Source organism: Actinosynnema sp. NPDC050436 (assembly GCF_040655415.1).
Taxonomy (GTDB): Bacteria; Actinomycetota; Actinomycetes; order Mycobacteriales; family Pseudonocardiaceae; genus Actinosynnema.
The window spans coordinates 83,419-95,239 of sequence record NZ_JBFAJV010000003.1 but is presented as its reverse complement, the minus strand read 5'-3'; the positions used below and the strand labels follow the sequence as shown (position 1 = coordinate 95,239).

Here is an 11,821-nt window from a genome sequence, read left to right as displayed (position 1 = left end):
CGACTAGGGTCTTGATCGTGAATCCGTTGCGCACGACGATCCTCGCCGCCGCGGGCAACGACGCGGTGCGGCGGGTCGTGGCGACCGCTCCGGTCAGCCGGGACGTGGTGCGCCGGTTCGTGGCCGGCGAGACGGTCGCCACGGCCGTCGACGCGACCGCCGACCTGGTCGAGCACGGCCTCCGCGTCACCCTGGACTACCTCGGCGAGGACACCTCCGACCGGGCGGTCGCCGAGCGGACCGTGCAGTCCTACCTGGCGCTGCTGGACCAGCTGCACGAGACCGGGCTGTCCGACGACGCCGAGGTGAGCGTGAAGCTGTCCGCCGTCGGCCAGGCCCTGGACGAGCGGCTGGCGCTGGACAACGCATCGCGGATCTGCGCGGCGGCGGGCCAGGCGGGCACCACGGTGACCCTCGACATGGAGGACCACACCACCACCGACTCCACCCTGCGGGTGCTGGCCGAGCTGCGCCGGTACTGGCCGTCCACCGGCGCGGTGCTCCAGACGTACCTGCGGCGGACCCTGGAGGACTGCCACGCCCTGGCGGGCGCGCGGGTGCGGCTGTGCAAGGGCGCGTACGCCGAACCCGCCTCCGTGGCGTTCGACGACCCGCACGAGGTGGACCTGAACTACGTGCGCTGCGCGAACGCCCTGCTGGCCGGCGACGGCTACCCGATGTTCGCCACGCACGACCCGAGGCTGGTGGAGATCGTCGCCGAGCGGGCCCGGTGGCACGACCGCGCGCCCGGCTCGTTCGAGTACCAGATGCTGTACGGCATCCGCCCCGCCGAGCAGGCGCGGCTGGCGGCGGAGGGCCACGTGGTGCGGGTCTACGTGCCCTTCGGGGAGCAGTGGTACGGGTACCTGATGCGGAGGCTGGCCGAACGCCCGGCCAATGTGGCGTTCTTCCTGCGTTCGCTGATCAGCCGCTCGTGAGGAGCCCCGTGTCGTTCTCGGTAGCCAGTGCCGTCCGCCCGCTCGGCGACGGCACGTACACCGCGACCCTGCCCGCCGAGTGGACCATCGGCCCCAAGCCGCACGGCGGGTTCCTGCTCGCCCTCGCGGCGCGGGCGGCCGTGCACGCGGCCGGCGGCGCGATGCCCGGCACGGAGGAGCTGTCCCCGCTCGCGGTCAGCGCCCAGTTCCTGCGCGCGCCTGAGGTCGGCCCGGTGCTGCTGCGCACCGAGGTCCGCAAGGCCGGGCGGACGGCGACCGTCGTGACGTCCTCGCTGGAGCAGCGCGGGCGGCCGTGCGTCGAGTCGACCGTGACGGTGGGCCGCCTCCCGGCGCAGCCGCCGGACTACGCGGACCTGCCGGACGTGGCGGCGGTGCCGCCCGCCGACGCCGTCGACCTGGCTTCGCTGGGGCCCGGCGGGGTCTACAAGCTCGGCTCGGTGTGCGACGTGCGGCTGGACAAGGAGGGTGCGGGCTTCCTGACCGGGCGCTCGGGCGACCCGCTGGTGCTGACCCTGTGGGCGCGGCCGTCCGGGGAGCGCCCGGACCCGTACTTCGCGCTGGTCGCGGGCGACATCTCGATGCCGGTGACGTTCAACCTGGGCCGTTTCGGGTGGTCGCCGACGGTGCAGCTCACCGCCCTGCTGCGGGCCGCGCCGGCGTCGGGCTGGCTGCGGGTGCGGGTGTCGTGCAGCGCGGTGCACGGCCAGTGGTTCGACGAGGACGCCGTGGTGATCGACTCGACCGGCCGCCTGGTCTGCCAGGCCCGGCAGCTCGCGCTCACGCCCGCCGGCTGAGCCCGCCGGGTGGCGTCGGCCGAACGGCGCAGCCGTGGCAGGCTTGGCGCATGACGACGATCGCGGTGCTCGGGGCGGGGAAGATCGGTGAGGCGCTGCTGTCCGGCCTGCTGCGGGGCGGGCGGCCGGCCGACGAGCTGGTGTTCACCGAGAAGCACCCGGAGCGCTCCGCAGCGCTCACCGAGCGGTACGGGGTGAAGGGGATGGACGTGGCGTCGGCCGCCCAGGTGGCCGACGTGCTGGTGGTTGCGGTCAAGCCGCAGGACATCGAGCCGCTGCTCGACGAGCTCGCGCCCGTGCTGCGTCCCGGCGCGCTCGTCGTGTCGCTGTGCGCGGGCCTGCCCACCTCGCTCTACGAGCGCCGGCTGCCCGAGGGCACGCCCGTGGTCCGGGTCATGCCGAACACCCCGATGCTGGTCGGCGAGGCGATGAGCGCCATTTCCGCCGGGCGGTTCGCCGGCGCCGGGCACCTCGACCTGGTGGAGGACCTGCTCGGCGCGGTCGGCAAGGTGGCGCGCGTCCCGGAGAACCAGCAGGACGCCGTCACCGCGCTGTCCGGCTCGGGGCCCGCCTACTTCTTCTACCTGGTCGAGGCCATGATCGACGCGGGCATCCTGCTGGGCATCCCGCGCGAGCTGGCCGCCACCCTGATCGTCCAGTCGGCGGTCGGCGCGGCCCAGATGCTCAACCGCAACGACCAGCACCCGGTGATCCTGCGCGAGGCGGTCACCTCGCCGGCCGGCACCACCATCATGGCCATCCGCGAGCTGGAGCGGCACGGCGTCCGGGCGGCCCTGCTCGCGGCGATCGAGGCGGCCCGCGACCGTTCGGTGGAGCTGGGGCAGGCCCACCAGGCGGACTGATACCGCCATTGGCCGTCGCACCAGCCCCAGGTGTCCCGTTACCCTCAGGGGAGCACGTGCGTGTCGAACCGTCGGTGGGGAAGCCGACGGCACGACGCGTGTCGAAGGACACGGTGAACCATGCCGGAGGACAACGATCGAGCGCCCCTGGTCCAGGTCAAGTTCCTGACCGTCGCCGAGGTGGCGCTGGTGATGCGGGTGTCGAAGATGACGGTGTACCGGCTGGTGCACTCGGGCGAGCTCACCGCGGTGCGCGTGGGCAAGTCGTTCCGGGTGCCCGAGAAGGCGGTGCACGAGTACCTGAGGAACGCCTACTTCGACGCCGGGTGAGGGCGCGCGCCGGCACCCGGGTAAACTCACAGGCCGTTCGTGCCTGGTGTCGGCGTGCCCAACCTGACGGGTGCCTCATCGGCGCGTGGAGCACCCGCAATCGTCTAGTGAGTGAGGGACCCGCATGGGCTCGGTCATCAAGAAGCGCCGCAAGCGCATGTCGAAGAAGAAGCACCGCAAGCTGCTGCGCAAGACCCGCGTCCAGCGTCGCAAGCGCGGCAAGTAGGCCAACGGGTTTCCGGTGCCGACCCCCGTCCGCGGGGGTCGGCACCGTGCCTTCTCCGGGGTCGCACCGGGCCCGTGCGCGCGGCCGTCCGGGTGAACGGCGCGGTGACCTGCGTCCGGGGTCCGGTCGTGGAACGATCGGGTTCCTGATTTCGTGGGTAGCATCCACGTCGTCGCACCGCACCCACGCACGGAGTCGCATGGCCCCCAAGGTCGTACTCGTCACCGGTTGCAGCCGCTTCCTCGGCGGCCACCTCGCCGCGCGGTTCGCCGCCGACCCCGACGTCGACCGGGTGCTCGGCGTGGACACCGAACCGCCGCCGCGCGACCTGCTGCGCCGGATGGGCCGGGCCGAGTTCGTCCGCGCCGACATCCGCAACCCGCTCATCGCCAAGGTCATCGCCACCGCGCACGTCGACACCGTCGTGCACGCCTCGGTGACCGCCAACCCGGCCGGCCCGGCCGGGCGCACGGCGATGAAGGAGATGAACGTCATCGGCACCATGCAGCTGCTGGCGGCGTGCCAGAAGTCGCCGCACGTGCGCAAGCTCGTGGTGAAGTCGACCAGCGCGGTCTACGGCTCGTCCTCGCGCGACCCGGCGGTGTTCACCGAGGACATGGGCCCCAAGGACCTGCCCTCCAGCGGCTACGCGAAGGACGCCGTCGAGGTCGAGGGGTACGTGCGCGGGTTCACCCGCCGCCGGCCCGACGTGGACGTCACCACGCTGCGGTTCACCAACTTCATCGGCCCGCGCATCGACACCGTGCTGACCAGGTACTTCGCCCTGCCGGTGGTGCCGACCGTGCTGGGCTACGACGCGCGCGTGCAACTGCTGCACTCGGAGGACGCGCTGGCCGTGCTGGAGCGCGCCGCGCTGCACGACCTGCCCGGCGTGTTCAACGTCGGCGGCGACGGGGTACTGCTGTTGTCGCAGGCGATCCGGCGGGCGGGCAGGCTGCCGCTCCCGGTGCCCAGCGGCGCGGTGCCGACCGTGGGGCGGCTGTTCCGCAGCGCCCGGCTGGTCGACTTCTCGCCCGACCAGATGCGGTTCCTGAACTGGGGCCGCGTGGTGGACACCGGTTCACTGCGGCACGAGTTCGGCTTCACCCCGAGGTGGACCACGCAGCAGGCGTTCGACGACTACGTGAGCGGCCGGGGTATGCGGCCGGTGATCGACCCCGACCTGGTGGCGTCGGTCGAGCGCGGTGTGCTCGACGCGGCGGCCCGGTTCCGGTGAACCCCGCCGAGGAGGTGGACGTGGCAGAGGCCCGGGTCATCCCGCTGCACAGCCCCGACCGGGACGGCTCCCGCCGACGCCACCCGGACGCCACCGCGCCGTCGGCCGACGGGTCGGGGGGCGACGCGCCGCCGACCGGGGCGTCGGACTGGGAGCGCAGGCTGGCCGACCTGCTCGCGTTCGCCCGCCGCCGGCTGCGCGGCGACTACGAGGTCGACGAGTTCGGCTTCGACCCGGACCTGACCGACAACGTCCTGCTGCCGCCGCTGAAGCCGCTGTACGAGAAGTGGTTCCGGGTTGAGGCCATCGGGCTGCACAACGTGCCCGCCGAGGGCGGTGCGCTGATCGTGGCGAACCACTCCGGCACGCTGCCGCTGGACGCGACCATGACGGCGTACGCGGTGCGCGCCGACCACCCGGCCCACCGGCACCTGCGGATGCTCGGCGCGGACCTGGTGTTCAAGACCCCGGTGCTGGGCGCGCTGGCCCGCAAGTCCGGCCAGACCCTGGCCTGCACCCCGGACGCCGAGCGGCTGCTGCGCTCGGGCGAGCTGGTGGGCGTGTGGCCGGAGGGCTTCAAGGGCATCGGGAAGCCGTTCAAGGACCGGTACAAGCTCCAGCGGTTCGGCCGGGGCGGGTTCGTCTCGGCGGCGCTGCACACCGGGGTGCCGATCATCCCGTGCTCGATCGTGGGCGCGGAGGAGATCTACCCGAAGATCGGCGACGTCAAGGCGCTGGCCAGGCTGTTCGGCCTGCCCTACTTCCCGGTCACACCGCTGTTCCCGCTGCTCGGCCCGCTGGGCGCGATCCCGCTGCCGTCGAAGTGGTACATCGAGTTCGGCGAGCCGATCCGGACCGACGGGCACGGCGAGCACGCCGCCGACGACCCGATGCTGGTGTTCAACCTGACCGACCAGGTCCGCGAGACCATCCAGCAGACCCTCTACCGCCTGCTCACCCAGCGCCGCAACGTCTTCCTGGGCTGACCGGCCGCGCGGGCTCAGCCCCGGCGGCGGTAGGCCAGGCCCGCGGCGATGGCCCCCGCCAGGGCGCCGGCGCCCAGGACGGACGGCACGCCGATCTTGGCGGCCTTGCGGCCCGTCCGGAAGTCGCGGATCTCCCAACCGCGCTTGCGGGCGGTGTCGCGCAGGCCGGAGTCGGGGTTGACCGCGACCGCCGTGCCGACCACGGACAGCATCGGCACGTCGTTGACCGAGTCCGAGTACGCCGTGCACCGGCGCAGGTCCAGGCCCTCCTTCGCGGCCAGCGAGCGCACCGCGTGCGCCTTCGCCCGGCCGTGCAGCAGGTCGCCGACCAGCTTGCCGGTGTAGATGCCGTCCTCGCTCTCCGACACGGTGCCCAGCGCGCCGGTCAGGCCGAGCCTGCGGGCGATGATCTGGGCCAGCTCCACCGGGGTGGCGGTGACCAGCCACACCCGCTGGCCGGCGTCGAGGTGCATCCGGGCCAGCGCCTGGGTGCCGGCCCAGATCCGGTCGGCCATCAGCTCGTCGTAGATCTCCTCGCCGAGGTTGACCAGCTCGGCCACCGACCGGCCCGCCACGAACGACAGCGCCTGCTCGCGGGACGCCTGCACGCTCTGCGGGTCCTCGCGCCCGCCGACCCGGAACTTGATCTGCTGCCAGGCGAACCCGGCCAGGTCCGAGTTCTTGAAGTACTTGCGAGCGGCCAGGCCGCGCGCGAAGTGGAAGATCGACGCGCCCATCATCATCGTGTTGTCGACGTCGAAGAACGCGGCGGCGGTCAGGTCGGTGGGGGAGTCGGCACCCGGAGCGGGCACGGAGGCCAGCGCGGCGTCGGCCGATGCCTCACCGGCCAGTGCAGCGAGCCTCTCCCGCTCGGCCGAGCCCTCCACCACACGCCTTCTCACCACGTCAGCGCCTCCCAGCGTCCGATGGGGACAGGGTAGCGATCAGCCGGTGAGACCGGGCAGCGGCGGCAGCGTGATGGGCAGGGACGGGAGCTGGACGGGCGGCTGCACGCTCACCGAGACCGACGGCAGCGGCAGGCCGGGGTTGCTGGTCGCGGGCGTGGTGCCGGCTGCGGGCGGTGGTGCGGGAGGCGCGGGCGGCACGGGGGCGGACGTGGCGGTCGGGTCGCCGGCGGGTGCCGGCGGGGTCACCGCGACCGACGTCGCGGGCGGCTGCGTCGCGGACGCGCCGGGCGTGACCGGCGCGTCCGCGACGCACTCGCCGGTCGCGGGCACCGGGCCGACCTCGTCGGCCTGGCCGGTGGTCACGGCCGCGCAGCGGGCGCGCGCGGACAGGTCGGCGGCCCGCTGCGCGATGCGGCCCAGCAGGTCCAGGGACGTGGTGGCGCGCGCGGTCGCCCCGGCGGGCAGGCGGTCGCGGAGGTCGCCCAGGCGGGTCGCCTGGGACGCGGCCCACTCGCGCAGCGGGCCGAGCACCCGCCCGTCGGCGTCGATGTGCGCGGCCAGCACGCGGGACCCGGCCGAGGCGTCGGCGTCGAAGTCGGTGAGCGCGGTGAGGTAGCCGCCGAGCGGGCCGCCGCCGGAGTCGCGGTAGCGGTCGACCATGGTCTCCAGCTCGGAGACCCGGGCCGAGGCGAACTCCAGGCGCTTGTACCCCTTGGACTCCTCGTCGAAGGTCAGGCCCAGCGAGGCCGACTCGGCGGTGCGCTTGACGCCGTAGAGCGCGTCGCCGGGCAGCGCGTCGCGGGACAGCAGCAGGCTCATCCCGGCCAGCGAGAACACCAGGCACAGCGCGGCGGCGAGGGCGACCGCTAATCGACCCCGCGCCCCGCTGCGGGGACGCCGGCGCTCGATCCCGGTGACCGGGGCGGGCGCCGGGGCGGCGGCGAGCACGCGCTCCCGCATCCGGGCCCGGGCCGCCTCGTCGGGGCCGCTCGTCGCTGCGGCTTCCCGCAGCAGCGCGACGACCGCCAGCTCGTCGGCGAAGGCCGGGTCGGTTTCCCCGGGCAGCGCTTCGACGGCGCGGGCGAACTGCTCGCGCTGCCTGTGACGCCCTAGTGGCGTGATCCCTCTGCCCACCGTCCCGCACCGACTCGTGATGAGTTCCTGCCCCGAGTAACGAACCCGCGGGTGCCGGGGTTACGCGGGTCCGCCCGGCGCGTCCCACGACCACGCGATCGTGGCACCCGGGTCACCGCAGCCAGTTCGGCAGCAGTTGGGCCAGCCTGCGCACGGCGCGGTGTTGCAGGGCCTTGACGGCGCCTTCGTTGCGCCCCATCTTCGCGGCCGTCTCCGCCACGGACAAGCCCTGGATGAAGCGGAGAGTGATGCATTCTCGCTGGTCGTCACCCAGTTGGGCGACACACCGGAGGAGTTCCGCGTTGGCCGCGTCGGTCAGCACCTCCTGCTCCGGACCGCTCGTGACCTCGCGGTTGTCCGCCGGCTCGGCGGTCGTGACCTCCAGCCGGTAGCGGCTGGACTTCACGTGGTCGAAGACGATGTTGCGGGCGATGGTGACGAACCACGCACCCACGTCCCGGCCCTGGTAGCTGATCGAGCCGATGCTGCGCAGCGCGCGGAGGAACGTCTCGCTGGTCACGTCCTCGGCCAGGGCGCGGTCGCTCACCCGGAACAGCACGTACCGGAACACCACGTCCACGTACCGGTCGTAGAGCGCGCCGAACGCGTCCGTGTCGCCGGACTGGGCGGCACGCACGAGGTCCCACGGCTCCGCCGAGGCGTCTTCCACGTCCTCGATCGTGCTGGACCGGTCGCCCGCCCTCCACATCGAGCGGAGTCTCCGTTCCGTCTTGTCGCGCGCCCGTGCGGTCATCGGCTCGCGGCACCTCCACAGAGTCTCCGTCCGGGCAGCATACGTGTTGTTACTCCGTAGTAGGTAGCGGCTGTCTGTCTCGGATCTGCGACGCGTCCGGCGGCACTGCGTGACGCCGCCCGCGCGTGACAGACTGCGCGGAGGTCCGCTGAGGTTCACCAGGAGGTCGACTTGACCGCTTCCGCACACAACGTCGCCGACCTGGTTCGCGCCTCCGCGCACCGTGGACCCAAGCACGTGGCACTGGTGGATGTCACGACTGCGAATAGTTACACCTGGGCCGAGTTCGACTCGTTCGTGGACCGCGAAGCCCACCGGCTGGTCGACGCGGGCGTCGAACCCGGTGACCGGGTCGTCGTGCGGCTGCCCACCGGCCCGGCGTTCTGCGTCGCCGTGTTCGGCGCGCTGCGCGCCGGCTGCGCGGTGGTGCCCGCCGCGCCCGGACAGCCGACCCGCGAGCTGCAACGGCTGGTCGCGGACAGCGGCGCGCGCCTGCTCGTCGGCGACGCCGGCGGCTCGGACGCCACCGCGCTGCCCGAACCGGAGCTCCTGCCCGGCGACGAGTTCCCCGCCGTCGGCTCCGACGAGGACGTGGCCGTGCTCGGCTACACGTCCGGGACCTCCGGCGTGCCGCGCGGCGCGATGCTGTCGCACCGGGCGCTGCTGGCCAACGTCGACCAGTGCGCCTCGCTGCGCCCCGCCCCGGTGACCGCCGGCGACCGGGTGCTGCTGGCGCTGCCGCTGTTCCACGTCTACGGCCTGGGACCGGGCCTGCTCCAGGTGGCGGGCGCGGGCGCGACTGCCGTGCTGCTGGAGCGGTTCGACCCGGACGCCGCGCTCACCGCGATCCGCGAGCACCGGGTGACCACGCTGGTCGGCGTGCCGCCGATGTACCAGGCGATCCTCGGCCTGCCGGTCGAGCGGCTGCGCGAGGACCTGGCCACCGTGCGCCTGTTCACCTCCGGGGCCGCGCCCCTCGCGGCGGGCGTGCTGGACGGCGTGCGCCGGGCCGTGGGCCTGCCCGTGTACGAGGGCTACGGGCTGACCGAGACCGGTCCCGTGCTGACCTCCACGCTGGTCGGCGGCACGCCCAAGCCGGGTTCGGTGGGCCGGGCGCTGCCCGGTGTCGAGGTGCGCCTGGTGGACACCGACGGCCGGCCGCTGGACCTCGACGAGGACGAGCCGGGCACCGGCCTGGTGGCCGCCCGGGGCGCCAACCTGTTCAGCGGCTACTGGCCGGACGGCGCGCACGGCCCGGACGCCGAGGGCTGGTTCCGCACCGGCGACGTCGGCTACCTGGACGAGGAGGGCGACCTGCACCTGGTCGACCGGGCGGGCGACCTGATCATCGTCAACGGCTTCAACGTCTACCCGCACGAGGTCGAGCAGGTCGTGGCGGAACTGGCCGGCGTGGCCGAGGCGGCGGCGGTGGGCGTGCCCGACGAGCGGACCGGCGAGTCGGTCAAGGTCGTGGTCGTGCCCGACGAGGGCGCGGAGCTGACCGAGGAGGCGGTCAAGGAGCACTGCGCCGCCCGCCTGGCGAAGTTCAAGGTGCCGTCGGCGGTCGAGTTCGCCCCGACCCTGCCGCACTCGCCCACCGGCAAGCTCGCCCGCTCCCGCCTCCGCCTGCCGCTGACCTGACGGACCCGCGCCACCCCCGGGGGGTGCCGCACCCGGCCCGGCCGCCTCCTCGCGCCCCGGGCCGCGCCGCCGGGCGGGTGCGCGATGATGGGCGGGTGAGCCACCACGTGACCCTGCTCAGCCGCGTCGACTGCCACGCCTGCGAGCAGGCCAGGGCCGACCTCGAACGGATCTGCGGCGAGCTGGGCGTGCCGTGGGACGTGCAGGACGTGGACGCCGACCGCGAGCTGCGCGCCGAGTACGGCGACCGCGTGCCGGTGATCCTGGTCGACGGCGCCGAGCACGGCTACTGGTCCGTCGAGGAAGCCCGCCTGCGCGCCGCCCTGGCCTGATCCGGCGGCGCGGTCGCCGCTCCTCCCGCCGGTCCGGTGCCGCCGCGAGGTTCGTTCGACCGGGCACGTCGCCGCCGTTCTCGCGGATTCACCGAACCGGGGGACGTTCGGGTGCCGAACTACCGGCATGTCGCGCTGGACCGCTGCTCTGATCGGCCTCATCGGCGTCGCCGCCGCCCTGGCGGCGGGGCACCTCGTCGCGGGGCTGGTCGGGCCCTCCGCGTCGCCGTTCCTGGCGGTCGGCAACACCGCGATCGACTTCACGCCGTCGCCGCTCAAGGACTTCGCCGTCCGCACCTTCGGCACCTACGACAAGCTCGTCCTGCTGGTCGGCATGGCCGTCGTGCTCGCCGCGCTCGCGGTGGTCGCGGGCCTGCTGTCCCGCCGGAGCGCGCTGCCCGGCACCGTCCTGGCCGGCGCGCTCGGCGCGGTCGGCGTGGCGGCCGTGCTCCACCGGCCCGACCTGGGGCAGCTCGGCGTGCTCGCGCCCATCGCGGCCGGTGTCGCCGGCGTCGTGGTGTTCCGGTGGCTGCACCGGGTCGCGACCACGCCGGCGTCGCCGGGCGAGGGGCGCCGGGCGTTCCTGATCGCCGCCGGGGCGAGCGTGCTGGCGGGCGTCGGCGGGCAGTTCGCCGGCACCCGGACCGACGTGGAGGGCTCCCGCAGCGCGGTCGGCCCGCTCAGGCCCGCCACCCCCGCGCCGGCGATCCCGGCCGGCGCGGACTTGGCGGCGGACGGCACGCCGCCGTTCCTCACCCCGAACCGCGACTTCTACCGGGTCGACACGGCGCTGAGCGTGCCCCGGGTCCGGGCCGAGGACTGGGCGCTGCGGGTGCACGGCCTGGTCGACCGCGAACTCACCCTGCGCTACGACGACCTGCGCGGCCGTGACCTGGTCGAGCGCACGATCACCATGACGTGCGTCTCGAACGAGGTCGGCGGCCCGTACGTGTCCACCGCGAACTTCGTCGGCGTCCCGCTGCGCGACGTGCTGCTGGAGGCGGGCGTCCGGCCGGGTGCCGACCAGCTCTTCTCCACCAGCGTGGACGGCTGGACGGCGGGCTCGCCGGTCGACGTCGTGCTGGAGCGCGACCGGGGCGCGCTGATCGCGCTGGGCATGAACGGCGAGCCGCTCCCGGTCGAGCACGGCTTTCCGGCGCGGCTGGTCGTGCCCGGCCTCTACGGCTACCTCTCGGCCACGAAGTGGGTGGTCGACCTGGAGCTGACCACGTTCGCGGACAAGCGCGGGTACTGGCTGGAGCGCGGCTGGGGGCAGCGGGGCCCGATCAAGGTCATGTCCCGGATCGACAGCCCGCAGGGGTTCGCCACGGTCCGGGGCCGGGTGGTGGTGAGCGGGGTGGCCTGGGCGCAGCCGACCGGCGTCGCCCGGGTCGAGGTGCGGGCGGACGGCGGCCCGTGGCGGGACGCCGCGCTGGCGGCCGACGTGAACGGGTCGACGTGGCGGATGTGGCGAGTGGAGCTGGACCTCCCGCCCGGCGGGCACACCGTGGAGTGCCGGGCCACCGACGCCGCCGGCGTGACCCAGCCGGCGGAGCGGGTCGCGCCCATCCCGGACGGCGCGACCGGCTGGCACTCGATTTTCTTCACGATCGAGTGATCCGGGCGAACCGGATCGACCCGTATTTCGAACGCCTCA

The 11,821-nt window shown here is 74.0% G+C and carries 13 protein-coding genes; 10 read left to right on the top strand and 3 right to left on the bottom strand.

Going from position 1 to position 11,821, the window contains the following annotated elements; translation table 11 throughout:
• The first annotated feature begins 17 nt into the window (after positions 1-17).
• The 7 genes from AB0I60_RS08750 (at position 18) to AB0I60_RS08720 (ending at position 5,395) form a co-directional block, all read left to right on the top strand.
• Positions 18-938, top strand: coding sequence for a proline dehydrogenase family protein (locus tag AB0I60_RS08750; protein WP_360726997.1), 921 nt, complete (start codon positions 18-20; stop codon positions 936-938).
• An 8-nt stretch (positions 939-946) separates the two neighbouring features.
• Entirely contained in the window at positions 947-1,753 is an 807-nt protein-coding gene (locus AB0I60_RS08745) for a thioesterase family protein (protein ID WP_360726995.1), read from the top strand.
• Between the two features lie 50 nt (positions 1,754-1,803).
• On the top strand, positions 1,804-2,616 hold the full coding sequence (gene proC, locus AB0I60_RS08740) for a pyrroline-5-carboxylate reductase (RefSeq protein WP_360726994.1): 813 nt from the start codon (positions 1,804-1,806) through the stop codon (positions 2,614-2,616).
• A 120-nt stretch (positions 2,617-2,736) separates the two neighbouring features.
• Positions 2,737-2,946, top strand: a complete 210-nt coding sequence (locus AB0I60_RS08735; protein WP_015105423.1) for a helix-turn-helix domain-containing protein — start codon at positions 2,737-2,739, stop codon at positions 2,944-2,946.
• A 124-nt stretch (positions 2,947-3,070) separates the two neighbouring features.
• Positions 3,071-3,172, top strand: coding sequence for an AURKAIP1/COX24 domain-containing protein (locus AB0I60_RS08730; protein WP_015105422.1), 102 nt, complete (start codon positions 3,071-3,073; stop codon positions 3,170-3,172).
• A gap of 199 nt (positions 3,173-3,371) precedes the next feature.
• Complete coding sequence (locus tag AB0I60_RS08725; RefSeq protein ID WP_360726992.1) at positions 3,372-4,409, top strand: NAD-dependent epimerase/dehydratase family protein; 1,038 nt, start codon at positions 3,372-3,374, stop codon at positions 4,407-4,409.
• Between the two features lie 20 nt (positions 4,410-4,429).
• On the top strand, positions 4,430-5,395 hold the full coding sequence (locus tag AB0I60_RS08720; protein ID WP_360726990.1) for a lysophospholipid acyltransferase family protein: 966 nt from the start codon (positions 4,430-4,432) through the stop codon (positions 5,393-5,395).
• 14 nt (positions 5,396-5,409) lie between these two features.
• On the opposite strand, the gene AB0I60_RS08715 is transcribed toward AB0I60_RS08720, so the two are convergent.
• The 3 genes from AB0I60_RS08715 to AB0I60_RS08705 all read right to left on the bottom strand — a co-directional run bounded on the left by AB0I60_RS08715 (position 5,410) and on the right by AB0I60_RS08705 (position 8,146).
• A complete protein-coding gene (locus AB0I60_RS08715; protein ID WP_360726988.1) occupies positions 5,410-6,300 on the bottom strand; it encodes an HAD-IB family hydrolase in 891 nt (296 codons plus the stop codon).
• 39 nt (positions 6,301-6,339) lie between these two features.
• A complete protein-coding gene (locus AB0I60_RS08710) occupies positions 6,340-7,437 on the bottom strand; it encodes a DUF5667 domain-containing protein (protein WP_360726987.1) in 1,098 nt (365 codons plus the stop codon).
• A 112-nt stretch (positions 7,438-7,549) separates the two neighbouring features.
• Positions 7,550-8,146: a sigma-70 family RNA polymerase sigma factor gene (locus AB0I60_RS08705; protein WP_360728486.1), complete on the bottom strand. Its 597-nt coding sequence runs from the start codon at positions 8,144-8,146 to the stop codon at positions 7,550-7,552.
• Positions 8,147-8,362: 216 nt separating this feature from the next.
• On the opposite strand from AB0I60_RS08705, the gene AB0I60_RS08700 reads away from it, so the two are divergent.
• The 3 genes from AB0I60_RS08700 to AB0I60_RS08690 all read left to right on the top strand — a co-directional run bounded on the left by AB0I60_RS08700 (position 8,363) and on the right by AB0I60_RS08690 (position 11,782).
• Complete coding sequence (locus AB0I60_RS08700; RefSeq protein WP_360726986.1) at positions 8,363-9,832, top strand: AMP-binding protein; 1,470 nt, start codon at positions 8,363-8,365, stop codon at positions 9,830-9,832.
• Positions 9,833-9,927: 95 nt separating this feature from the next.
• Positions 9,928-10,164, top strand: coding sequence for a glutaredoxin family protein (locus tag AB0I60_RS08695; protein ID WP_360726984.1), 237 nt, complete (start codon positions 9,928-9,930; stop codon positions 10,162-10,164).
• A gap of 127 nt (positions 10,165-10,291) precedes the next feature.
• Positions 10,292-11,782, top strand: coding sequence for a molybdopterin-dependent oxidoreductase (locus AB0I60_RS08690; protein ID WP_360726983.1), 1,491 nt, complete (start codon positions 10,292-10,294; stop codon positions 11,780-11,782).
• Positions 11,783-11,821: the final 39 nt, after the last annotated feature.